The sequence below is a fragment of the Flavobacterium piscis genome, from assembly GCF_031457575.1.
Classification (GTDB): domain Bacteria; phylum Bacteroidota; class Bacteroidia; order Flavobacteriales; family Flavobacteriaceae; genus Flavobacterium; species Flavobacterium piscis_A.
The window spans coordinates 62,298-86,540 of record NZ_JAVDWQ010000021.1; the positions used below are offsets into that span (position 1 = coordinate 62,298).

The 24,243-nt window shown below is 33.7% G+C and carries 19 protein-coding genes and 1 pseudogene; 15 read left to right on the forward strand and 5 right to left on the reverse strand.

The window, feature by feature from the left end:
* Positions 1 to 5: 5 nt before the first annotated feature.
* From lipB to J2W48_RS20960, 6 genes are all read left to right on the forward strand, one after another.
* Entirely contained in the window at positions 6 to 704 is a 699-nt protein-coding gene (lipB, locus tag J2W48_RS20935) for a lipoyl(octanoyl) transferase LipB (RefSeq protein WP_310283931.1), read from the forward strand.
* 24 nt (positions 705 to 728) lie between these two features.
* Entirely contained in the window at positions 729 to 1,550 is an 822-nt protein-coding gene (locus J2W48_RS20940; RefSeq protein ID WP_310283932.1) for a DUF6597 domain-containing transcriptional factor, read from the forward strand.
* An 81-nt stretch (positions 1,551 to 1,631) separates the two neighbouring features.
* The gene (locus J2W48_RS20945; protein WP_310283934.1) at positions 1,632 to 2,213 is read left to right on the forward strand and encodes an NAD(P)H-dependent oxidoreductase; all 582 of its coding nucleotides are present in this window, start codon (positions 1,632 to 1,634) and stop codon (positions 2,211 to 2,213) included.
* 115 nt (positions 2,214 to 2,328) lie between these two features.
* Complete coding sequence (locus J2W48_RS20950) at positions 2,329 to 2,910, forward strand: Crp/Fnr family transcriptional regulator (RefSeq protein WP_310283935.1); 582 nt, start codon at positions 2,329 to 2,331, stop codon at positions 2,908 to 2,910.
* Positions 2,911 to 2,979: 69 nt separating this feature from the next.
* Positions 2,980 to 5,355, forward strand: coding sequence for a TonB-dependent receptor (locus tag J2W48_RS20955; RefSeq protein ID WP_310283937.1), 2,376 nt, complete (start codon positions 2,980 to 2,982; stop codon positions 5,353 to 5,355).
* 308 nt (positions 5,356 to 5,663) lie between these two features.
* Entirely contained in the window at positions 5,664 to 6,230 is a 567-nt protein-coding gene (locus tag J2W48_RS20960; protein WP_310283940.1) for a T6SS immunity protein Tdi1 domain-containing protein, read from the forward strand.
* A 143-nt stretch (positions 6,231 to 6,373) separates the two neighbouring features.
* Here the strand turns inward: J2W48_RS20960 and J2W48_RS20965 are convergent, their stop codons facing one another.
* Entirely contained in the window at positions 6,374 to 7,042 is a 669-nt protein-coding gene (locus J2W48_RS20965) for a ribonuclease HII (protein ID WP_310283942.1), read from the reverse strand.
* 584 nt (positions 7,043 to 7,626) lie between these two features.
* Between J2W48_RS20965 and J2W48_RS20970 the strand changes: the two genes are divergently transcribed.
* The 4 genes from J2W48_RS20970 to J2W48_RS20985 all read left to right on the forward strand — a co-directional run bounded on the left by J2W48_RS20970 (position 7,627) and on the right by J2W48_RS20985 (position 15,811).
* Positions 7,627 to 10,782 carry a SusC/RagA family TonB-linked outer membrane protein gene (locus J2W48_RS20970; RefSeq protein WP_310283944.1) on the forward strand — a complete coding sequence of 1,052 codons (3,156 nt, stop codon included), beginning with the start codon at positions 7,627 to 7,629 and terminating at the stop codon, positions 10,780 to 10,782.
* A 14-nt stretch (positions 10,783 to 10,796) separates the two neighbouring features.
* Positions 10,797 to 12,227: a RagB/SusD family nutrient uptake outer membrane protein gene (locus J2W48_RS20975; protein WP_310283945.1), complete on the forward strand. Its 1,431-nt coding sequence runs from the start codon at positions 10,797 to 10,799 to the stop codon at positions 12,225 to 12,227.
* A 211-nt stretch (positions 12,228 to 12,438) separates the two neighbouring features.
* Positions 12,439 to 14,403, forward strand: a complete 1,965-nt coding sequence (locus J2W48_RS20980) for a putative porin (RefSeq protein WP_310283946.1) — start codon at positions 12,439 to 12,441, stop codon at positions 14,401 to 14,403.
* Positions 14,404 to 14,449: 46 nt separating this feature from the next.
* Complete coding sequence (locus J2W48_RS20985) at positions 14,450 to 15,811, forward strand: pyridoxal-phosphate dependent enzyme (RefSeq protein WP_310283947.1); 1,362 nt, start codon at positions 14,450 to 14,452, stop codon at positions 15,809 to 15,811.
* Between the two features lie 55 nt (positions 15,812 to 15,866).
* Here J2W48_RS20985 and J2W48_RS20990 read toward each other — a convergent pair whose 3' ends face one another.
* Entirely contained in the window at positions 15,867 to 16,070 is a 204-nt protein-coding gene (locus tag J2W48_RS20990) for a hypothetical protein (protein ID WP_310283949.1), read from the reverse strand.
* Between the two features lie 538 nt (positions 16,071 to 16,608).
* Positions 16,609 to 16,803, reverse strand: a complete 195-nt coding sequence (locus J2W48_RS20995; protein WP_310283950.1) for a hypothetical protein — start codon at positions 16,801 to 16,803, stop codon at positions 16,609 to 16,611.
* 533 nt (positions 16,804 to 17,336) lie between these two features.
* Between J2W48_RS20995 and J2W48_RS21000 the strand changes: the two genes are divergently transcribed.
* The 5 genes from J2W48_RS21000 (at position 17,337) to J2W48_RS21020 (ending at position 22,555) form a co-directional block, all read left to right on the forward strand.
* Positions 17,337 to 17,807 (forward strand): (2Fe-2S)-binding protein, encoded by a 471-nt coding sequence (locus J2W48_RS21000; protein ID WP_310283952.1) that lies wholly within the window; start codon positions 17,337 to 17,339, stop codon positions 17,805 to 17,807.
* Positions 17,808 to 17,864: 57 nt separating this feature from the next.
* The gene (locus J2W48_RS21005; protein ID WP_310283953.1) at positions 17,865 to 18,509 is read left to right on the forward strand and encodes a hypothetical protein; all 645 of its coding nucleotides are present in this window, start codon (positions 17,865 to 17,867) and stop codon (positions 18,507 to 18,509) included.
* A gap of 30 nt (positions 18,510 to 18,539) precedes the next feature.
* Positions 18,540 to 20,702, forward strand: coding sequence for a molybdopterin cofactor-binding domain-containing protein (locus J2W48_RS21010; RefSeq protein WP_310283954.1), 2,163 nt, complete (start codon positions 18,540 to 18,542; stop codon positions 20,700 to 20,702).
* A 69-nt stretch (positions 20,703 to 20,771) separates the two neighbouring features.
* Positions 20,772 to 21,893 carry an XdhC family protein gene (locus J2W48_RS21015; RefSeq protein ID WP_310283955.1) on the forward strand — a complete coding sequence of 374 codons (1,122 nt, stop codon included), beginning with the start codon at positions 20,772 to 20,774 and terminating at the stop codon, positions 21,891 to 21,893.
* Positions 21,894 to 21,961: 68 nt separating this feature from the next.
* Entirely contained in the window at positions 21,962 to 22,555 is a 594-nt protein-coding gene (locus J2W48_RS21020) for a nucleotidyltransferase family protein (protein WP_310283957.1), read from the forward strand.
* 45 nt (positions 22,556 to 22,600) lie between these two features.
* Here J2W48_RS21020 and J2W48_RS21025 read toward each other — a convergent pair whose 3' ends face one another.
* Positions 22,601 to 23,746 carry a cysteine desulfurase family protein gene (locus J2W48_RS21025; protein ID WP_310283958.1) on the reverse strand — a complete coding sequence of 382 codons (1,146 nt, stop codon included), beginning with the start codon at positions 23,744 to 23,746 and terminating at the stop codon, positions 22,601 to 22,603.
* Positions 23,747 to 24,123: 377 nt separating this feature from the next.
* Positions 24,124 to 24,243, reverse strand: a pseudogene (locus J2W48_RS21030) (IS1595 family transposase); the annotation flags it as partial.

The following is a 24,243-nucleotide window of genomic DNA, read 5'->3' on the forward strand; positions in this document are numbered from 1 at the left end:
TAAAAATGAATAAAAAAATTCAACTTCAGGATTTAGGAAGTAAAGATTATAAATCGGCATGGGAATACCAGGAAGAACTTTTTAAGGATATAGTCGACTTAAAAATAAAAAACAGAAGAGAAGAACTTGAACTGGAGACACCAAATTACTTGCTGTTTGTAGAACATCCGCATGTTTATACTTTAGGTAAAAGCGGTGATTTAGAAAACTTGCTATTAAACGAAAAACAGCTCGAAGCCAAAGGAGCAACCTTCTATAAAATTAATCGTGGCGGTGATATTACGTATCATGGACCCGGACAAATTGTAGGCTATCCGATTCTGGATCTTGAAAATTTCTTTACCGATATTCATAAATATTTACGTTTTCTGGAAGAATCTATTATTCTGACTTTAAACGAATACGGACTGGAATGCGGTCGAAGCGATGGAGAAACCGGGGTCTGGCTGGGTGTTGGAACTCCGTTTGCACGTAAAATCTGTGCGATGGGCGTTCGTGCTTCACGTTGGGTTACTATGCATGGTTTTGCTTTGAATGTAAATGTTGATTTAGGTTATTTCGATAATATCATTCCGTGTGGTATTCGCGGAAAAGCAGTTACGTCTTTAAATGTAGAATTAGGCGTAGAAAAAGTGGATGAAGAAGAAGTAAAATCTAAAATAGTAAAACATTTGACCCAATTGTTTGAAGCTGAATTTATTTAAAATGAACTTCTAAAATTGATGAGTATGAAAAAGGCTGAAGAAAATAACAATTATAAAATTGCGGTTCCTTCAGCATTTGAAACTGTTTTTTCTCATTTCTATTTTGCAGAAAACAAAACCGATTCGCCTATAACGAAAACATTAATACCGAGTTTTCAAACCATTTTAGTTTTTAATTTTGGTAAAAAATTATCTTTAAAATCACAGCAAAATACTATTGTAGAAGTAGGGAAATGCCTTGTTTTGGGACCAATAAAACAAGCTTTCGATTATACTTTAAACCCCGATTCTGAGATTTTGGTGGCTAATTTTAAAGAAGATGCTTTTTATAGATTTTTTGGAAATACACTTTTAACCTGTTCTTTACCAATTCATCCGGATGCTTTGATTCCTGAAAATTGTTTTACCATTTTATGGGAAGAATTAAGAAATATAGCACATACAAAAGAACGTGTCAATTATATATTGGAGTTCTGTAAACCTTATTTACGGGAACAAAATACCATCACAACACTTTTAGCCGATTTTAAAAATGAAAATTTAAATCCCATAAAAGTTATAGCATCTCAAACCAATCAAACTGAACGTAATATTCAGCTCAATCAAAAAAAGTTTTTCGGTTATACCGTTAAGGAAATCAGTCGTTACGAACGTTTTTTAAAAGCGGTTGAGGGAATTCAGAAAAATAGTTCAAACAATTTAAAAACCGATTGGCTTTCAATCGTTGATCAATGTGGTTATTACGATCAAAGTCAGTTGATTCATGACTTTAACTATTATATGAATATTTCGCCGACTAAGTTTTTAAAGTTTCAAAGCGATATCTGTATTTCAAAAGCAGATTAAAATTGGTTTTCGTTTTCTTACAATTGTAACCAAATCCTGCATTCTACATTTGTCATGTTCAATCTTAAAAAAATAGAAAACATGAAAAATGTAGTTATTTACGCACACCCAAATCCGTCAAGTTTAAATCATTTCTTCAAACAAACAGTTGTTGAAAGTCTTGAAAAATCAGGAGAAGAATTTATTGTTCGGGATCTAAATGCCATCAACTTCAATCCGATTTTATCTTTAGAGGATATGAACGGACAAAGAGTCAGTCAGGTTGCAGATGATGTAAAAACAGAGCAGGGTTTTATTACCTGGGCAGATCGCATCATTTTTATTTATCCAATTTGGTGGACTGGAATGCCGGCAATTATGAAAGGTTATATTGATAGGGTTTTTAGTTACGGTTTTGCGTACAGATACGATCAGGGAATCCAGAAAGGATTGCTAAAAGGAAAATCTGCTGTAATAATCAATTCTCACGGAAAATCAAATGAAGAATATGGGGCAATTGGAATGGATAAAGCTTTGGCACTAACTTCAGATACCGGAATTTTTAAATATTCAGGTTTGGCTATTCAGAAGCATTTTTATTTTGATAAGGCAGACAGGGCTAGTGATGAAAGCATTGAGGAATGGAAAAACCAGATTCAGTTGCTTTTTAATAAAAAAGATTAATGTGATTATTTTTGTTACATTTCTGTATAATAGTATTTTAACGCAATTTTTTTATATAGTTTTAGTTATCTGTTTTTAGGAATCTAAAATTAAATATTTTTAAAACCATTAAATCATGCAAAATGTAATTATCGATTTATCACGATTAATGGAGTTTAATGAAACCGAAAGTGTGGCTTTTAAAAGTATACTTAAGTTTAAAACGATCAAAAAAAACGAACATCTTCTGGTAGAAGGAGATGTTTGCAATTTTGGAGTTTTTATTGAAGAAGGGTGTATTCGTTACTATTATTTGGTTGATGGGGTAGAATCGACAGGCAATTTTTTCTTTGAAAATGACTGGTATTCTGATTTTGAAAGTTTTTTATACGGTAAACCATCGTTATTAAATATTGAAGCTTTGGAAGATTGTGTTGTATATTTAGCATACAAACACGATTTTGATAAACTCGTTTCAGAATATCCGGTCTTTAATAATTTTTTGCGGATTATGATGGAAAGAACCATAAAAGGACTCACAGGAAGAAATATGGCGATGACTTTATTATCACCTGAGGAAAGATATCTTCGATTTATAAAATATTGCCCAAAAGTAGTTGAAAGGGTTTCGCTTAAACATATTGCCAGTTATCTGGGTGTAAAACCGGAGAGTTTAAGCAGGATAAGAACACGCCTGACTTTAAACAGTAAATCTTAACTTAAATCAATTTTTAAGAATATTCACCTATTTACATTTGCTCTTAATAATCGTAAAAGCAAAGTAAAAATGAAAAAAATATTGTTGATGATTTTAAGTCTCTCTGGACTGATTGCCAATGCACAAACCGGGGCTGTCAGGGGAAAAATAATTGATAAACAGTCTGAAAAACCAATTTCTGGAGCCATTATTACATTGATAGGGGATGATAAAAAAAAGACCGTATCTGATGAGGAAGGTAATTTTAAATTAGTAGAGATTCCTCTTGGAAGACAAAGTCTGAGTATTAGTTTTGTGGGTTATGAAAGTACCTCTGCTTCGGATCTCGATATTACTACAGGAAAAGACAACCTGCTTACGATTTCACTGACAGAGCAATTTAATACACTTGATGAAATTGTAGTCACATCTGGTTCTAATAAAGCCAAAGCAATTAATAAGATGGCATTGGTTTCTACAAAACAATTCACGACAGAAGAGGTAACACGATTTGCGGGAGGCCGAAGTGATGTCGCCCGTTTAGTCTCAAATTTTGCAGGAGTTTCTACCGGAGATGATAGCCGTAATGATATTGTAGTGCGAGGAAATTCACCCGCTGGAATGTTATGGCGTATTGAAGGTATGCCTGTTCCAAGCCCAAACCACTTTTCGACTTTAGGAACTACCGGAGGACCTGTTTCGGCCTTAAATCCTAATCTTTTATCCAATTCTGATTTCTTGACTTCAGCGTTTCCTGCCGAATACGGTAATGCAATTGCCGGAGTTTTTGATTTGGGATTCCGTAAAGGAAATCCGGATGATTATGAATTTATGATCAGTGCCGGGGCTTATCCGGGACTTGAATTTATGGCAGAAGGACCGCTCGGAAAAAAAGGAGGCTCGTTTGTAGCAGCTGCCAGATATGGGTTTGTTGGAGTTCTGGGATTGGCAGGAACTGATGCGCAGCCTAATTATAGCGATATTAGTTTTAATGTGGATTTTGGAAAAAGCAAGTTAGGCAATTTTTCTGTTTTTGGAATTTATGGCACTTCAAACATTGATTTTTTAGGCGAAAAAATAGACAAAGAAGATCCTTTTGCAGCTCAGGACGAAGATAGTTTCGTAACATCTTCATTTGGATCAGTCGGATTAAAACACAACTTGGATATTGGAAGTAATTCTACTTTAAAAACAATTATTGGATTTGCAGATTCCGGAAACAGCTATAAAAATGACCGTTATTATAATTACGATACACCAACGGAAAATAAACTGAGATTTTCGGATATAGACAATTCCGAAAGCAGGATCACTTTTTCTACTCTGTTCAATTCAAAACTGAATAAGAAGACAACAATAAGAGCAGGTTTATTATTTGAAAATTACACGCTTAATGCAGATTTGGCAAGCAGGGACAGGCAACAGGACAATGATGGTGATGGCTATGCTGATTTGATTCAGTTAATTGATAATGATGGGAATTATAATATTGTACAGCCATTTGCCCAAGGACAATTTCGATTAACGGAAAAATTAACTTTTAACGGTGGTATTCATGCGCAATATTTTTCAATTAATGAACAATTTGTTTTTGAACCAAGAACTGCTTTATCATATGCTATAAATCCAAGAAATACTGTAAGTTTTGGTTATGGACTGCATCATCAAAGTGTACCTGTCCCAATTTTATTTTTAAGTGAAAATCTAAATGGAAACAGGGTTCAGACGAATAAAAATTTAGATTTAGTACAGAGCCAGCACTATGTTTTGGGTTATGATGTAAGGCTGGCTAATAAATGGAGGGGAAAATTTGAGTTGTATTACCAGCAAATTGATAAGGCAGCAGTTGAGTCTTTCCCAAGCAGTTATTCTTCATTAACTGAAGGCGCGGATTTCGGTTATTCAATTGATAAGACATCTTTGATAAGTAATGGAAAAGGTCATAATCAGGGAATCGAATTTACTGTTGAGAAATTCTTTAGTGAAGGTTTTTATGGTTTGTTCACCACATCACTTTTCGAAAGCAAATATGAAGGCAGCGATGGGATAGAGCGAAATTCACTTTTTAATAATAGTTATGTAATAAATATTCTGGGAGGAAAAGAATTTAAAATCGGAAAAGCTAAAAAGAATGTATTTTCAATTGATACCAAGTTTACTACAGCCGGAGGGCGATATTATACACCGGTTGATTTGGCTGCGTCTAGTACTGCTGGTTATGAAATTAGGGATGATGCTAATGCCTTTAGCCAGCAGTATGATCCTTACCTGAGATGCGATGTAAAGTTTGGAATTAAATTCAACAGCAAAAAGAAAAAAAGGTTTCATCAGTTTTATATCGATTTGCAGAATGTTACCAATAATACCAACATTTTCATTAAAGAATATAATCGACTCACCAATAGTGTAAACCAAAAAGACCAGATTGGATTTTCGCCTGATTTTGGTTACAAATTTCAGTTTTAAAACAACTAATAACACGCCATTTTATATAAAATTGTCTATTTTCCCCTGCATGAACTGCCCAATACAAATCCATATTGCAATCGATTCGAATTGATTCGGATTCTAATTATTCTTTTTTGGCAATAATAAAATCGTTATTTATAATGATTTAATTGACAGAATTTAAAATTAAATTTACCTAATAATACATTTTTTTTTAAACTTAAAAACGATTATAAAAGTTCAATTTTAAAGAATTTACTTTTAATTAATTGAATTATTATCAATGTGTACTTCTTAATTTTAATTAAAATATTAAAAAATACGATATGTTAGAAAAATTTAAAAATCGCTATCAACCTTCATCCAACTGCATTTTTCCTTCAGAAGAAATTATAAAAGAGTATAAAAATAAAGTTCCGGATTTGTTAATTGAAATTTGGAGAACTACTGGTTTAGGAAAATACAATGAAGGGATTATTGAGTTAATTAATCCTAAAGATTATGAAGCTAGCCTTTGGATCTGGTTAGGAAAACAAGTTTTGAATTATGTTCCTTTTGCAATAAGCGGATTTGGAGAATTATTTTATTATCGAAAATTGACAGAGACTGATGAAGATATTTGTATAATTGATATTCAATATCGAAAAATTGAAACATTGGCATGGGATATGGAATTTTTTTTTGAGGACTTTTTGATAAATGAAGAAGATCGAAAAGAGTGGCTTAGAGAAGAACTTTTTAAACAGGCAATCTCTGTAAAGGGCAGTCTTTTGCATAATGAGATTTTTGCACTTACGCCTGTTCTTGCTATGGGAGGAGCTCCAGAATTAAAATATTTGCAGAAAGGAAATGCCCAAGTCTATCAGGATCTGGTGTTTCAAATGACAAAGTAATGCACCCGATAAGAATATAATCGACTCACCAATAGTGTAAATCAAAAAGATTAAATTGGATTTTCGCCGGACTTTGGTTACAAATTTCAGTTTTAGTAAAATAATTAAAGAACTAAAGGCTTGTCAAATTGATAAGCCTCTTGTTATTGTTCGAGAAAATCTAATTCCAATTGTTCCGATAAAAGTCTGAAACTCATTCGGTGGTATTTTGTAGGACCATATTTTCTAATGGCTTCACGATGTTCTTTGGTCGGATATCCTTTATTTTGTTTCCAGTTGTACATCGGGAATTCTTTATGTATTTCGTTCATGAATTCATCCCGATATGTTTTTGCCAGAACAGAAGCCGCCGCAATACTTAAAAATTTGCTGTCCCCTTTTATTATACTTTGATTCGGAATTGATTTTAGTAATTCTATTTCGGTTGGAGAAAATTGCTTTCCATACGTATTTTTTAGTCCCAATTTTGCATTCAATAACCGATTGCCATCTACAATTATAAATTCAGGCTGCTGTTTTAATTTCAAGATGCATTCCTGCATTCCTTTCATCGAAGCATTCAGAATGTTTATTTCATCAATTTCATCCGGATGTAAATGGGTTACGGCAAAACAAATGGCTTTTTCCTCAATGACAGGCTTTAAAAGCTCTCTTGTTTTTTCGGATAACTGCTTACTGTCATTTAAAAATGAATTTTCAAAGTTGGCAGGTAAAATTACAGCTGCAGCAGTAACAGGCCCGGCCAGACAACCACGACCGGCTTCGTCTGTTCCGGTTTCGAAAACATATCCTGAAAAATTTTTCTGAAGCATATTTTGATTTTAAAAGCTCAATATAAAAAAAATCTGTGAAAGATTAAAAGGAGAAACTAAATTAGTTTCAAATTAAAGTTCATATTACTGATTTCCTTTGGACCTAAGATTTTATGAATATAAAATTAAGAACAAATTTGCTATTGATTCAAAATTATTTAGGCGATCTATTATGATTTTGTTTTAAATTTTGTGCTAGTAATTCTTACTCAAAAGTTATCGTCTGTTTGGATATTTTTGATAAAATAATACAAAAGGGAATGTTTTTTCTTGTTGAGGTTGGAATTATCAAAAAATCAAAAAAACAACTCATTTTAATGAACTAAACAAAAGTAATTTGGATTTTTTACGGCTTTAATTAAATGCGTTTTCAAATGTTAATTTCTTTAACATTTAAAATCGGTTTCTGTAACAAATAATTTAAATTTTGAAATAAAAATACTGTTAAATTATAAATATAGTTATATTTTTAAGGTTTAAATTAAAGTTTTGTTAATAATGTTTAAAAAAATAAGGTAAAAATTGTTTGTTATTTTAAGAAATAATTAAGACGTTTGTTGCATACTAATTCAAAATAAATTAAAATGAAGTTTAAATTAAAATGGGTTTATACGCTATTTGTAGCGTTATCTATGCAGCTTTCTTTCGCTCAGGAGAGAACTGTATCGGGAGTAGTTTCTGGTGACGCAGGAGTTATTCCAGGAGTGAATATTATCGTTAAAGGAACTAAAAACAGTACCCAGACAGATTTTGATGGAGGTTTTTCTATTAAAGCAAAAACTGGGGATGTTCTTGTTTTTTCTTATGTTGGAATGCAAGATTTGACTACAACAGTCGGAACTACAGCTACGTTAAATATAAAATTAGAAGAGTCACAAAAAACTTTGGATGAAGTTGTTGTAGTTGCTTATGGAAAGCAAAAAGCAAAATCAATTGTTGGTTCTATTGCTACTATCGGTTCTGAGGTTCTTCAGACGCAACAAGCAACGAGTGTTTTAACTGCTTTACAAGGAAGTGTAGCGGGTGTTAATGTTATCGCTGCAGGTGGGCAACCTGGGGAAAACCCAGTTATACGTATTAGAGGAACTGGATCTATCAATGCTTCAGCTTCGCCTCTTATTGTATTGGATGGAGCACCTTTTAATGGAAATTTAAATTCAATTAGTGCTGATCAGATTGAATCTATAAGTGTTTTAAAAGATGCTTCTTCTACAGCATTGTATGGTTCAAGAGGAGCAAACGGAGTAATACTTATTACAACTAAAAGAGGTAAATTAAATTCAGCTCCTAAAGTTAACTTTACTACTCAAGTTGGTTTTGCTGACAACGCTGTAAAATTGCACAGTATGTTGGGTTCTGATGATTATATGAAACTTACTTGGGAAGCTCTTAAAAACACAAATCAATACATTAATCTTCAAACACCTGCACTTTCAGCTACAAATGCCTCACAAGCATTAATTGGTAGGGTAGGGTATAACCCATATAATGTTGCTCAACCGGTTGATGTTAACGGAAATTTGGTTACTACAAATAAGAAATGGGATACAAATTGGGAAAAAGAAATGTTAAATGATGCTGCTGTAAGACAAGAACATACTTTATCATTTTCTGGAGGTAGTGACAATACAAGATATTTTTTTACATCAAATTATTTATCTCAAGAAGGAAATGTTAAGACTTCAAAATTTGATCGTACAACAACACGCTTAAGTGTAGATACAAAAGTTAATGATTGGTTTAAAGCAGGAGTAACAATGTTTTATTCTACTTCTAATCAAAACTTCCCATCTCAAAGTGGTTCAAGTTTTCAAAGTGCTATTCAATGGATTTACACTATTCCATCAATTTATCCTGTGTACAGAAGAGATGATAATGGGGATTTAATTAAAGATGGAACTGGTTCTAATATCTATGATTATGGTGCGAATGTTGGTCAATCAGTAAATAATACTCGCCCACAACTCAATAATGAAAATGCTCTAGGGTCATTATACAAATATAAGGTTGCTAATAAAAGAGATAATTATACGGCAAATGCATATTTGGAATTTATATTGGCAAAAGATTTGACTTTTAAAACAAATTTAGCTTATGATAAGTACTTATACGATTATTATAACTATGCAAGTAATGAAGTTGGATATGCTTCAAGTGTTGGAGGTAGAGTTACACAAAATAGAAATATTTCAACTTCTACTAACTTAGTCAATAGTTTGAATTATAAAAAATCATTTGGTGATCACGGTTTTTCTGTGGATTTAATACAGGAAGCGTACAAATTTGAAATTGATGCTTTAGGAGCTCAAGGTGAAGGGTTTTTACCAGGAGTAGGAGTTTTAGACGGAAGTACAACTCCTTCTAATGTTTCAGGGTACAAAAATCAAGAAAGACTAGCGAGTTATTTAGGGCGTTTGGCTTACAATTATAAAGAGAAATATTTTGTAGAGGGTTCTTATAGACGAGATGGATCAACTAGATTTGATAGAGATGTAAGATGGGGTAACTTTTACTCGGTTGGAGGATCTTGGTTACTGTCTCAAGAAAGTTTCTTGGTTGACAACTCAGTAATTAGCCAATTGAAATTAAGAGCTTCTTATGGAGAGTTAGGTAATAACAAAACGTTGTATAACGTAACTGATTTAGATTCTAGCGCTAATAGAGATAATTATTTTCCTTACTTACAATTGTTTAATACGGGTTGGAATGAGTTAGATAATACAGGAGTTGTTTTAGGAAGTGCTGTTGATAGAAACCTTACTTGGGAAAAAACAGCATCTACTGATTTTGGTCTTGATTTCGGATTTTTTAATGATAGACTTTTTGGTACTGTAGATTATTACAATAAAAAATCAATTGATTTAATTTATAACAAGCCTTTGCCAGGTTCTACGGGTAATACAAGTGTTACAACAAACGTTGGTGCTCTTAGAAATTACGGATGGGAAGTTTCATTAAATACTAGAAACTTTAAAACACCTAATTTTGAGTGGACTTCAGGAGTGAATTTATCTTTTAATAATAATGAAATAACTCAATTAACACAAGCGAGTTATATTAATGGAAATAAAAAATGGGAAGTGGGTCGTTCATTATACGAATATTTCATCCAAGACTGGGCAGGTGTAGATCCTGAAACTGGTTACGGAATGTGGTATAAAGATGTATTAGGAGCCGACAACCAACCAACAGGAGAGAGAGTAACTACAAAAGTTTACTCAGAAGCCACAAGATACTATGTAGGTAAATCATCTTTGCCAGATGTAACTGGAGGATTTACAAACTATTTTAGATATAAAAATATTGATCTTAATATATTGTTCAATTTTAGTGTTGGTGCTTATGTTTATGATAGTAGCTACGCAAGTCTAATGGAAGGATTTAAATCTTCGGGTAGGTCAGCAAGTTCGGATATGGCAAATCGTTGGCAAAATCCGGGGGATATTACAGATACTCCTTTGTTGTTGGCATCTAATAATGATTTTAATTCTCAATCAACTCGTTTTTTATATAAAAACGATTATTTAAGACTTAAAGCATTAAACTTCGGATATAATTTCTCGCAAAGTGTACTAGATAAAACTAAACTTTCTAAAATGAGATTATATTTTCAAGGAGATAATTTGTTGACATTTCAATCTCATAAAGGGATTGATCCTGAACAAGATTTTGGAGGTGCAACAAATAGTAGATCTTATAATCTAAGAATAATTTCTTTTGGGCTTAATTTAGAATTTTAATAAAAAAATATATTATGAAAACTTTAATTTCAAATTTTTTCATTGCCCTAATGGCATTGTTTATACTGGGAGGCTGTAGTCAAGAATTCTTGGATGAGCCAGCACCAACAGATGGGGTAGCTGAAACAGTTGTTTTTAACTCTAGAGAAGGTGTTGAGGCTTTTATATCAGGTATAATGAGACGTTTTAGAGGTCAGTACACAAGTACAGATTCTGCAGGTCTTAATTCTATTTTCTTTGCAAGAACAGTTAAAGGAAATGATATTATTCAAGATAATAATTGGTTCAATTTTGATTATGCTAATGATAATCGTGAGCCAACTTATAGAAGAACTTCATTTACATGGAACTATTGTTTTTACATGATTAATCAATCTAATGCTTTAATCAATGGTATCGAAACAAGTACTTTGTCTGATGCAGATAAAAAAGAGCTGTCTGCTTATGGTCATGCATTAAGAGGATTTTTTTACCACCAATTGGTGATGGAATTTGCCCCTACTTATTCTGCTGATCCAAACTTTCCTGCACCACCAATTTATACTGGTCTGTCAGTTACTGGAAACCCAATGTCTACTGTTGATGAAGTGTATAAATTAATCGTTTCTGATTTAACTATTGCAATTGATGGTTTAACAACAAACAGATTAGGGAAATCATATATCAATATAAATGTTGCAAACGGGATTTTAGCTCAAGTTTACCAAGTTATGGGCAATTGGGAAGGTGCAAAAAATGCTGCAATTGCTGCTTATGGAGGCAATCCTACTGCTGTTTTAAGTGCCTCAACTTATAGATCAGGATTTGATAATATTGAAAATGTAGAATGGATTTGGGGTAGTGCTCAAACTGCTGACCAATCTAATTATTACTGGAATGCGCCAGCTTCTATGTCTGATCACTTGACTACGTCATACTCTGCAACTTACATCAATCGAGATTTTGTAAGCTTATTTTCTGATACAGATGTTAGAGCATATTTCCAAAGAAAAAGTAATTCAATAACTAATCTTAATGATTTCAGATATTGGATTACACGTAAATTTACTTTTACTTTTGATGGAGATAACGCTATTATCAGAACTCCAGAGATGATTTTGATAGAAGCTGAGGCAAAACAAAGATTAGGTGATAATACAGGTGCAAAAACATTACTTTATACTTTGCAGAAAAACAGAGATGTTAATGCAATTGAGTCAACTAATACCGGAGCAGCTTTATTAGAAGAAATCTTGGTAGAAAGAAGGAAAGAACTTTATGCAGAAATTGGTGTAGAGTGGTTTGATGCAAAACGTTTAAGAAGAGGTATTACTCGTACTGGAAATCATAGAGTGGGAGCTCCTGCTAATTTAACAGCTGATGATAAGAAATTTTTCTTGAAGATTCCTCAAGCTGAAATTGATGCTAATGAGTTTATTGAAGGATCTGTGAATACAAACAGATAAATAATTTTATTTTTTTTAAAGACTGAGTTTGATTTATTTCAAGCTCAGTCTTTTTTTGTAGTATGATTTTTTAAATATTTAACGGTACTTTTTAAATGATTTTCTATTTCATATTTGTGTCGTAAATCTATAAGGGATTATTTTTTTATAAATTTTTATCATTTACCTTTGCTTTACCAATTTAAGCATTATACATACTTAACATTATCAAATGAGAATATTCCTTTTTCTATATCTATTAGTCGTACCAGCTGTATTGTTTTCTCAGGAAAAAACGCAAAATAAAAGTTTAGATATGAATACGAAATATTCAAGTATTACCGATACTGTAAAAAAGAAAAAAAGCCTGATAGCCAAGATTGAGCAATATCAGATTATTACTTTAGAGCACGATACGACTTATGTTGATACTTCCCTAACATTAAAAAGTGCGTATCGACAAAACTATATTCGAAAGGATAATTTTGGTCTTTTGCCCTTTTCAAATATTGGACAAACTTACAATACTTTACAATACAGTCTGACTGATTTTTCACCTTACCCGGATATAGGTTTTAATGGAAAGCATTTTAACTTTCTTGAGGCGAATGAAATTAAGTATTATTCTGTGGCAACTCCGTTGACGGAGTTGTTTTTCAATACTTCAATTGGCAGAGGTCAAAATGTTGATTCATTTATTACTTTGAATACGTCAAAAAATCTTAATTTCTTTATCGCTTACCGTGGATTACGTTCTGAAGGAAAATATATCAATCAATTAACAAGTGTTGGAAATTTTAGAATTGGAAGTAGTTATTCGACTACAGATAAGCGATATATCTTAAACGTTCATTACACCTATCAGGATATTCTGAATGAAGAAAACGGAGGAATTACAACCCCCAACGATTTTGAAAGTGGTGATCCGAACTTTGCAAACCGTCAAAGATTACAGGTGTATCTTACCGATGCAGAATCTTTTTTAAAAGGAAAAAGATTGTTTTTTGATCATGGTTTCAGAGTGAACCCAAAACAGGGAAATAATAATTTATATGTGACACATCAGTTTAATTTTGAGAATAAATTTTTCGAGTACAAGCAGCCAACAGTCCTTTCAACAGTAGATGGTGTACAAGTTTGGAGATTTGGGGAATCGTATGCAGCAAGTAACCTAAAGGATCAGACCCGATTCGAAAAATTGTATAATAAAGTGGGATTGGCGTATGAGAATTCACTTCTTGGAAAATTTAATTTCTTTATTGATGATTACAGGTCAAATTACAAATACGATCGTATTATATTTCAGGATAACGGAAATATAATTCCTGATAATCTGTTTCAGCAAATTAATAGTTTTGGAGGGCAATATGAATATCAGAAAAACAAATGGAATGGCCGCTTTTTGTATTCAAGATCAATTACAAATGTATCCCTTTCAGATTTGGATGCGAAGTTGCGGTATAATTTCAATGATAAAATACAATTTGATTTTCATTACAGAAATGTAAATAAATTGCCGAATAACAATTATAATTTATACCAAAGCAGTTATGTAGAATACAATTGGTCTAATAGTTATAAAAACGAAAAAATAAACACTCTCGGTGCCAATGTTTTTACACCATGGATTAATGCAGAGGTACAATATTCGGTTTTAAACGACCATTTGTATTTTGAAGATGTGTCATCTCCTGAGCAAATTGCCGCACAGACCCAAATTATAAATCCTGCACAATACGGAAACACGATCAATTATTTATCTGTTAAGGCCAACAGGGAATTTAAATTTGGACGGTTTGCTTTAGATAATACCTTTTTATATCAAAAAGTTACGCAGTCTGATTTAATTCTGAACGTGCCTGATTTTGTAACCCGAAATACATTTTATTATTCGGGCTATTTCTTTAAAAAAGCACTTTACATTCAAACAGGGATTATCTTTAATTATTTTACAACATTTTATGCCAATGATTATAATCCTGTTGTTGGTGAGTTTTTTGTTCAGAATGCCAAAGAAATTGGAAATTATCCAACCTTCGATTTCTTTGTAAATGGCAGAATCCGTCAAACCAGAATTTATTTGAAAGCAGAGCATTTTAATTCTTCGTTTTCGCAAAATAATTTTTATTCAGCTCCAAATAACCCTTATAGGGATTTTACTATTCGTTTTGGTTTGGTTTGGAATTTCTTTCAATAAAACCGTTATTCTTTGCCAAAAAATTAAATATTTAAAATACAAAAAAATGGACTTTTCAAATAATATTTTAGAGACAATCGGCAATACACCATTAGTAAAACTAAACAGGGTTGTTGCAGGAATAGATGCTTTGGTATTGGCAAAAGTTGAAACTTTTAATCCCGGAAATTCTGTAAAAGACAGAATGGCGGTTAAAATGGTAGAAGATGCTGAGGCAGACGGGCGTTTAAAACCGGGAGGTACCATAATTGAAGGAACTTCGGGAAATACCGGAATGGGATTAGCACTTGTAGCTATTATAAAAGGATACAAATTAATTTGTGTAATATCAGACAAGCAATCCAAAGAAAAGATGGATATTTTGCGTGCTGTAGGTGCTAAAGTGGTTGTTTGTCCTACAAATGTCGAGCCAACCGATCCCCGTTCCTATTATTCAGTTTCAAAACGTCTGGCCGAAGAAACACCCAATTCATGGTATGTCAATCAATACGATAATTTATCGAATTCCCTGGCGCATTACGAGCAGACAGGGCCTGAAATCTGGAAACAGACAGAAGGTAAAATCACTCATTTTGTGGTTGGGGTAGGAACAGGGGGGACCATTTCTGGGGTTGGAAAATATTTAAAGGAAAAAAATCCGAATATTAAAATTTGGGGAATCGACACTTATGGATCGGTTTTTAAAAAATACCATGAAACCGGAATTTTTGATGAGAACGAAATCTATTCCTATATCACTGAAGGGATAGGAGAAGATATTCTGCCTAAAAATGTTGATTTTTCCCTAATTGATGGATTTACCAAAGTAACTGATAAGGACGCGGCTGTCTATACCAGAAAAATTGCAATGGAAGAAGCCATTTTTGTTGGAAATTCCGCCGGAGCCTGTATAAAAGGATTGTTACAATTAAAGGAACATTTTAAGCCGGATGATGTTGTGGTTGTTTTATTTCATGATTCAGGGAGTCGTTATGTAGGCAAAATGTTTAATGATGACTGGATGCGTGAGCGTGGTTTTCTGGATGAGAATATTACAAAAGCAGAAGATGTTATCAAAGATCATATAGATAAGGAATTAATTGTAGTTCGTACAGAAGAATTGGTTTCGCATGCTATTGAGCGTATGCGTAAATACAAAATTTCGCAAATCCCGGTAGTTGATATTAATGGATTTGTAGGTTCTGTTGATGAGACCGATTTATTCAGAAGTTATGTGGCAGATAAAAACGTAGCCGAGAAACCAATTAAGGTAGTAATGGGGAAACCTTTTCCTATTGTAAGATTAGGAACTCCGATTGAGGAGGTTTCTAAATTGTTTACAAAGGAAAATGATGCCGTTTTGGTGGATTTAGAAAACGGTAACCATCATATTATTACTAAATATGATATTATTGGATCTATAAAATAATAAATTAAAATTTAGTTTGGGATTACTATCTTTAATTCCAAACTGAATTTTATAATCAATTAGTCTGTTTTTCTTTAATAAATTTTGCCACTTCGACCATTGAGGCTACCCAGATATCATTTTCTCTTTTTTTTAAATATTCCAATAATTTACGGTGTTCCTCCAAATCTACATTTAAAAGCATGTTCACCGCCAATACTGTGAAATAGAAAAACGATAAAAGATCTTTTTTTTCTGCTTCTTCAACTTGAGCTATCATCTGAGCAGCAGTACTTTCAATCTGAACAAATGAATCTACATTGCTAAGATTTACCTCTTTTATTGGGGTGAATTTTGAAGTTACTCCACGTGCTGCTACAAAATCATTTTTTAAAGAAGTATAATATAAAGTATCATTAATAGTAAAATCTCCACAAGGGTAAGCAAAAGTTATTTCTTTCTTGCCATCAATTGCATTCAGTAAGGTATTGGTAATGCGGATTTCGTTAACAGCCCTGGCAACCGTATATTTAGATAAGTCCTTTTCTAAGTAACAAAGTCCCTTCCGGGTAAATTACTGTCACAAGGATGATTTAAAGTGTGGTTTCCCAGTTCATGTCTTTTTCTGGAAGCTGTTCCATTCGCTTATTCTTTGAGATACAACAGGGGAAGAGGCTATCAAATAAAAAGTGGATATCTTTTGGATTTGGTTATGTCTATTTTTATTTCTCATCTTTTTTAGATCTGTCTAAATCTCGCAACTTAGGCATATGATAATTAAAAACGTCTCAAAATAGGTTTGAGACGTTTTTAAGATTTTATTTTTTTTCTTCATTATTCAACTTATCATCGAAATCAGGCTCTTTACCTTTAAATTTTTGAGTATCAACATCATAATTTTCATCATTTGTTAAAACTTTATCATGATCCTTATATTGATGTTTTCTCATGTCACTTCGATTATCAGAACCACTTTTTTTAGTGTCTTTCGGATTTTGATTGTTTGTGTTCATAATTATAAGTTTTAAATTTTAGTAAAATTACTCGTTAGTAAAATTACTCGAAATAGTTGCCTATGGTCTTATATAATCATCTATAAAAATTGTAAAATACCACTGTAAGTATGCTAATTATTAATCTTTAACTTTTCCTAATTGAAAGAGTTGGTTGTTTTGTTGCCATTTTTTGAATGGTGGATTTCTAAATCTATAGTGTGTAATTCAGGAATTGGTGGTGTTGGATTCTAGAATCCAGTACTATTTTTTTAAACTTTTTTAATGGAGGTTATTGTTGATTTGATTCCGGTTTTTTGAGTGCTGGATTCCCGAATTTCCCCACCTCTTGAATTTAATCATTGAAGCATTGATTTTTGTAAAACATGTAAATGAAATTTTCATTTTCCCTTTTCTGTGTTTAGGTTTGATATTCTTAATTATTAGATTGATTACTATAATTTAATTATAATTGATATTGTTAATTTTGATTTGTAAATTTTATCTTAAAACATTTATACTTAATTTTGAATAATCAATAAATTAATTTAAAGATGGTTAAATTAAATGTAAATAATAAATCACATGATTGTGATATCAGCAAAGAGATGCCTTTGCTTTGGGCATTACGTGATATCCTTCAATTAACCGGTACAAAGTATGGCTGTGGTGTGGCGCAATGTGGCGCCTGTGTAGTGCATCTTGATGGTGAAGCTGTGCGATCTTGCGTTACGAAAGTTAGCAGAGCAGAAGGTAAAAAAATCACTACGATAGAAGGATTATCATTAAATAACGATCATCCATTACAGCAGGCATGGCAAGATATTGATGTTCCACAATGTGGTTATTGTCACTCAGGACAAATCATGTCGGCAGCCGTATTGCTGCGAGAAAATAAAAACCCGACTGATGAAGATATTGACAACGCTATGGCAGGTAATATTTGCCGCTGCGGGACCTATCCAAGAGTGCGAAAAGCGATACACATTGCTGCCGAAATTCAACGCAAAGCTGAGAAAAAATAGTAGCATTATTTGATTATTATATAGACAACTTTTCAATAATTACGTATGGACAACAATTTGCAGTCGCAAGACACAAGTAAAAGTAAACGAAATAAATATCTACTAGTTGTAGCGGTATTTTCGGTCATAATTTCGTTAGCAGCATTTGGAATTAATAAACACAACAGTTTTCAAAATTCGTATACAGCAATTCCAAAACCAGCCGTAAAGAAAGACAGTATAGCTTCTGTAAAAGCTTTTGAAAAAGTATATTCCGTTCTTATGAGTCCAAGGTGTGTTAATTGTCATCCTGCCGGGGATATTCCGCTTCAGGGTGATGACAGCCATGTTCATAAAATGTTTCCAAAACGTGGTGAAGATGGAAAGGGGCTTTATGCTATGAAGTGTGCGAATTGCCATCAACCTGAGAATACACCCGGGTCACATGCACCCCCTGGTAATCCTAACTGGCATTTACCACCAGCAAACATGAAAATGGTTTTTGAGGGAAGATCCGCCCATGAGCTTGCCAAACAACTTATTGATCGAAAACAAAATGGAAATAAGAGTTTGAAGCAACTGATTGAACACGCTGACGACGGATTAGTACTATCAGGTTGGAATCCTGCAGAGGGATATTCAAAACCGCCTATGAGTCACGCAGAGTTTAAGAAAGCTTGGATTGCATGGATTAAAAATGGAGCTTATGCTCCAGCACAATAGTAATAAAAGTTGTAATTAATACTGAAAAACATGTCTGAATCAAAAATAATTCCAAATACGTCACGAAGGGGTTTTCTTAAACTCGCAGGTATAGGAGGAACTGCGTTCTATCTTGGTATTTTTAATAGTGAAGGTGCTTCTGCAAGTATTATTAAGCCTGAACTCACTTCACTTAATAAAGTAGAGATGAACGCTTGGATCATTATTGAAGAAAATGGAAAAGTAACTTTGATAGATCACCGTGCAGAAATGGGACAAGGTTCTTACCATTCTGTACCCCAGATTATAGCCGAAGAGCTAGAAGTAGATTTGAAAGATATTAATGTAATTTTTGCGCAAGGGAGTAAAAAGTATGGAGGCCAGATAACAGGAGGAAGTTCAACAATACGAGGTTCATATAAAAATCTTTTGAAACTTAGTGCTACAGCGAGAGAAATGCTGGTTACTGCTGCCGCTGGAATTTGGGTAGTTAATACCAGTGAATGTTTTGCCCAATCTGGCAGAGTTATTCATAAACCATCAGGAAAAAGTTTACATTATGGCGAACTTGCAGAAAGAGCATCAAAACTACCAACACCTACCGATGTAAAATTAAAAAAACGCTCCGATTATAAATTAATTGGCAAAGGTATTCGTCGAATAGATACACATTTAAAAACCAATGGTGCTGCTATATTTGGACTTGATAAAAGAATTGATGGGATGCTTTTTGCTGCGGTAGAACGTAATCCAAGGCTGCGGGGAAAATTAGTTAGTTATGATGATTCAGAAACCCTAAAAATCCCTGGTGTTAAAAAAGTATTCAAGATACAAATGCAGGTCCATAATACGTTGAGAGATGGAATTGCCGTTGTTGCAACCAACAGTTGGACAGCCTTACAAGGTAAAAAAGCACTCAAGGTGGTTTGGGATGATAGTGGATTTGAGCATTTGAGTTCATTTGAAATATCTAAACGACAATTAGCCTTACTCCAAAATGAAGAAGGATTAGTTTTTAAAAAGGAAGGCGATCCAAGTAAAGTAATTGATTCTGCAACAAAAAAGCTGGATGTAGTTTATGAGACACCCTACCAATCGCATTATGCCATGGAACCGGTAAATTGTATTGCACATTATCAAGAAGATAAAATTGAAATTTGGGGGCCATTGCAGGCACCAGACTGGATGCAGGAAAGTGTAAGCAAAAGCTTCGGATTGCCTTTAGAGTCCGTGACAGTGAACATGACCTTTCTGGGAGGTGGATTTGGAAGGAAGGCATTTACTGACTTTTGCCATGAGGCGGTTGTTATTTCAAAAGAAATAAAAGGTCCGGTCCAGGTTGTCTGGTCAAGAGAAGATGATGCGACCCAAGGGCCATTCAGGCCTGGAATCTCCTACAGAGGAGAAGGTGTAATAGAAAATGGTGAAATTGCTGCAATGAAATTCCGAATGGCGGGTCAAAACATCGGTCACTGGATGTCTGATAGAAGAGGAAAACCGAACGGAAGCACAACAGAAGGATTTTTGGCTCCTTATTTTGAATCGATTAAAAACATAAGTTTTTCAGATATTCCGTTTGAAATACCAATTCCAGTGCTTTGGTGGAGATCTGTTTATGCCTCTACTAATGGTTTTGCTTACGAGAGTTTTATGGATGAAATGGCGCTTGAGGCGGGAAAAGATCCGTTAGATTTTAGAAGAAAATATCTTAAAGAAGATCGTCTTCAAAAACTTATTGATAAGCTAGAAGAAGTTTCAGGATGGAAGTCGAGAAAGAAAAATGAAGGTTTTGGAGTAGCCATAACAGAATGTTTTGACAGTACCGTTGGACAGATTGTAAAAGTTTCTGCCAAACAGGGAGGTGGTGTTAAAATAGATAAGGTTTGGGCAGTAATGGACTGCGGCTGGTATGTGAATCCAGATATTATTGAAGCCCAAATAGAAGGTTCTATAATTATGGGATTAGGAGCTGCAGCATTTCATGAGATGACTTTTACAGATGGTATGGCAGATAAAAAGAATTTTTATGAATACAATATGCCACGTATATATGATATGCCCGAAATGGAAGTCCATATCATTGATAATGATGCCGATGCCGGAGGTGTGGGCGAACCTGCCTTGCCACCTTTTGCACCAGCCCTAACCAATGCCATTTTTGATTTGACGGGTAAAAGAATACGAAAACTTCCTTTTAATTTAGACGAAGTGTAATTTAACTGTCGTATTATATAAAATAAGGCTTTCTCCTTTTTCAAATTTTATCAAAGGCATTCTCTATATATGAAAGAAATCAAAGACATACTTAGAGCCTGTTTCTTAGCTACTAAAGCAGGGAAAAAAACGGCTCTTGCAACAGTGGTAAAGGTTGAAGGTTCTTCATACCGGCAGCCTGGAGCACGAATGCTTGTAACCGAAGACGGTGAATTAACAGGTGCTATTAGTGGTGGCTGCCTGGAAGGCGATGCACTTCGCAAAGCATTACTTGCCATCAATCAACAACAAAATAAGCTTATTACGTATGATACCAGCAATGAAGATGATATTGAGTTTGGTGTGCAACTTGGCTGTAATGGTATTGTACATATCCTTTTTGAATATATAGATGCTACTAAAGATAATAATCCCATACAACTTTTACAACAGTTAGAAAAAGAACGAAAAGATGCCGTTATACTAACACTTTTTTCTCAGGATAGAAAGGCGCTTCAACCCGGAACTATTTTGTTTGGTAAAAATGATTCAACAATTACGATTGATGGTGTTTACGCTATCTTATCAAATGAGAGTAAGAAAGTAGTAGAAAATAAGACTTCACTAATTAAAAAAGTTGAAGTTGATGGAAACACATACGAAGCATTGATAGAATATATTGCTCCACCGATATCTTTGGTGCTATGTGGTGCCGGTAATGATGTAAAACCACTTGTAGAAATGGCATCAATTTTAGGTTGGGAAATTAGCGTCTTTGATGGCCGTGCTACACATGCCACTGCCAAAAGATTTCCAAAAGCAACTATCGTTTCTATTGCCAAACCAGAAGAAGTGATGAATAGCGTAGCTGTAGATGAAAGGACATTCTTTGTAATGATGACCCATAACTACAAATATGATCTGGCTATGCTTAAATTATTGGTAGATACGGATTGCAGGTACATTGGGGTTCTCGGTCCTAAAGCAAAATTAAACCGAATGCTAACTGATTTAAATGAAGATGGTATCGTGCTTACGAAAAAGCAACTCGATAGAATTTATGGACCAGTAGGATTGGATATTGGTGCTGAAACACCTGAGGAAATAGCATTGTCTGTAGTTGCAGAAATTAAAGCAATTTTAAGTGGGAATCAGGGAACCTCTCTAAAGTATAAAGAAGATAAAATACACACAGCTACATTAGTTGTTTAAAAAAACAAATAGGATTAAGGATACCTTTGGCAGAGAAAACAGAAGTATGATAACTATTAGAGGATAACATGGAACAAGTATTTGGTATTATACTTTTGGCGGCAGGTACTTCCTCTAGGTTGGGAAAACCGAAACAATTATTGAAATTTAATGAAACTACATTGTTGCAAAACGCAATAATTCAGGCAAAAAGTTTACCAAATAGTTTGGTGTTAGCAGTAACTGGTGCTTACAAAGAGTTAATTGATTGGGAAGTTGCTATAACCGATACCTCAAGTGTTCATAATCCAAATTGGCAATTGGGAATGGCATCATCAATAGCCATCGGATTGAATAAATTACGAGAAGTCAAACCTACTATCAATACTTGTATTATTTCGGTTTGCGATCAACCGTATATTTCAACTGCAATTTTTAAAGATTTAATCAACAAGTATAATGAATCCGGAAAAGGTATTGTTGCTTCGGAATATGCAGATACATTAGGTACACCTGTATTGTTCAGTAGTAACTATTTCGATGAACTTTTAAACCTTAAAAGGAATGAAGGAGCTAAAAAAATACTTCAGCGTTACAAGGAAGATGTTGCATCTGTTCCTTTCGAAAAAGGCGCTATAGATATCGATACTATTGACGATTACAATAACATTATTAACCAATAATTTACCTAAACAAAAAGTAGCAGTTGAAGTTCGAAATCTACCTTACTAATGCTTATTGTGTCTTAATGTCGCAACCAGATCAGTTACTCTTTTAATAGCAATATCGATTTCTTCTTTGGTGGTAAATTTGCTTAGGCTAAAACGTATTGAACTTAATGCGTCAGCATCAGACAATCCTAATTCTTTTAAAACGTAAGATGGTTCAGTAGTAACAGCTGAACACGCTGAGCCACTGGAAACCGCAATGTTTTGTAATGCAAGTATTAGTTTTTCTGAATTGGAGCCAGAAAAACAGATGTTGGTTGTATTGCACAAACGATTTTCAATACTTCCATTCACAAAAGCGGCTTCAATTTTTAAAAGTTCGGTTTCCAGATGATTTCTTAAAATAGCAATTCGGTTATTGTTGGTTTGCATTTCAGCGGAAGCTATTTCACAAGCTTTTCCTAATCCCATAATTCCGGGAACATTTAAAGTTCCGCTACGCATTTTTCGTTCTTGACCGCCACCATGTATTTGCGAATCCAATTTTATCTTGGCTGCAGCCGAAACGTATAATGCTCCAACGCCTTTTGGACCGTAAAACTTGTGTGCTGAAAATGGCATGATATCTATTCCTAAATCGGAAACATCAACAGCAAGTTTGCCTATGGCTTGTGTTGCATCCGTCATGAATAATACACCTTTGCTGTGGGCGATTTTGCTTATTTGTTTTATAGGCTGTATAGTGCCAATTTCATTATTGGCCATCATAATGCAAACGAGTAATGTGTCCTTTCGGATTGCCGCTTCCAGTGTCTCTAAATATATTGTTCCTTCTTTATCTACAGGCAAATAGGTTATTTCAAAGCCATAACTTTCCATAAAATTACAAGTATCTAAAACTGCTTTATGTTCCGTTACCACTGTAATAATGTGTTTTTTATGATGATGCTGTAATCCTTTAATTGCCAAATTAATAGACTCGCTTGCACCCGAAGTAAAGGTGATTTCTTTGGATTGAGCACCAATTAATTCCGCTATATTTTCTCTTGCATTATCAACTACTTCACTTACCGATAAGCCGAAAAGATGACTGCTGGTTGCATTGGCGTATTTTTCTGTAAAATAAGGCAACATAGTTTTCAACACGCGATCGTCCATTTGCGTGGTGGCATTGTTATCAAGATAAATCATCGGTTGTTGTGGCATGGTGAAAAGTTAAGAATTTATCGAATGACTTTGGATGAAATCCAATCGCAAATTTGAAACTGTAACACATATTTGATGTATTTCAATATGTTTATGCAAAGGTATGAATTAGATAGGTATCAGAAAAAGAGGCTCCGCAACCTTTATATTGAACCCCAATAAACTGTATGTTAGCTTTTGGTGATGTATGTAAATTAGCTTTTGAAGTTGTGCATGTATTAGGACATTTCGTAGTTTATTAGTAAAGTCACACCTCTCTTTCAAAATATATTTACCTGTTGATATGGATATTGATTCCTGTCTGTAGCGTATACGAACACAAATACTAGATTCATCTCTCATTAACTCTTTCTGATTTTAAATAAAAATAAATTGAGTTACACACTTAATATCTGTTTTATGTCTTTTTGATATATCGGTTTGGCATTTACCATTCTTTCTATGGATTTATGAAAAATAGTTGTTTTAAATTGAGAACGGTTTATCCTAAAACAAAA

Excerpts from the sequence above, each read along its gene's own strand:
- lipB (WP_310283931.1), top strand. The coding sequence starts at position 6 with ATGAATAAAAAAATTCAACTTCAGGATTTAGGAAGTAAAGATTATAAA.
- J2W48_RS20940 (WP_310283932.1), top strand. The coding sequence starts at position 729 with ATGAAAAAGGCTGAAGAAAATAACAATTATAAAATTGCGGTTCCTTCA.
- J2W48_RS20945 (WP_310283934.1), top strand. The coding sequence starts at position 1,632 with ATGAAAAATGTAGTTATTTACGCACACCCAAATCCGTCAAGTTTAAAT.
- J2W48_RS20950 (WP_310283935.1), top strand. The coding sequence starts at position 2,329 with ATGCAAAATGTAATTATCGATTTATCACGATTAATGGAGTTTAATGAA.
- J2W48_RS20955 (WP_310283937.1), top strand. The coding sequence starts at position 2,980 with ATGAAAAAAATATTGTTGATGATTTTAAGTCTCTCTGGACTGATTGCC.
- J2W48_RS20960 (WP_310283940.1), top strand. The coding sequence starts at position 5,664 with ATGTTAGAAAAATTTAAAAATCGCTATCAACCTTCATCCAACTGCATT.
- J2W48_RS20965 (WP_310283942.1), bottom strand. The coding sequence starts at position 7,042 with ATGCTTCAGAAAAATTTTTCAGGATATGTTTTCGAAACCGGAACAGAC.
- J2W48_RS20970 (WP_310283944.1), top strand. The coding sequence starts at position 7,627 with ATGAAGTTTAAATTAAAATGGGTTTATACGCTATTTGTAGCGTTATCT.
- J2W48_RS20975 (WP_310283945.1), top strand. The coding sequence starts at position 10,797 with ATGAAAACTTTAATTTCAAATTTTTTCATTGCCCTAATGGCATTGTTT.
- J2W48_RS20980 (WP_310283946.1), top strand. The coding sequence starts at position 12,439 with ATGAGAATATTCCTTTTTCTATATCTATTAGTCGTACCAGCTGTATTG.
- J2W48_RS20985 (WP_310283947.1), top strand. The coding sequence starts at position 14,450 with ATGGACTTTTCAAATAATATTTTAGAGACAATCGGCAATACACCATTA.
- J2W48_RS20990 (WP_310283949.1), bottom strand. The coding sequence starts at position 16,070 with ATGATAGCTCAAGTTGAAGAAGCAGAAAAAAAAGATCTTTTATCGTTT.
- J2W48_RS20995 (WP_310283950.1), bottom strand. The coding sequence starts at position 16,803 with ATGAACACAAACAATCAAAATCCGAAAGACACTAAAAAAAGTGGTTCT.
- J2W48_RS21000 (WP_310283952.1), top strand. The coding sequence starts at position 17,337 with ATGGTTAAATTAAATGTAAATAATAAATCACATGATTGTGATATCAGC.
- J2W48_RS21010 (WP_310283954.1), top strand. The coding sequence starts at position 18,540 with ATGTCTGAATCAAAAATAATTCCAAATACGTCACGAAGGGGTTTTCTT.
- J2W48_RS21015 (WP_310283955.1), top strand. The coding sequence starts at position 20,772 with ATGAAAGAAATCAAAGACATACTTAGAGCCTGTTTCTTAGCTACTAAA.
- J2W48_RS21020 (WP_310283957.1), top strand. The coding sequence starts at position 21,962 with ATGGAACAAGTATTTGGTATTATACTTTTGGCGGCAGGTACTTCCTCT.
- J2W48_RS21025 (WP_310283958.1), bottom strand. The coding sequence starts at position 23,746 with ATGCCACAACAACCGATGATTTATCTTGATAACAATGCCACCACGCAA.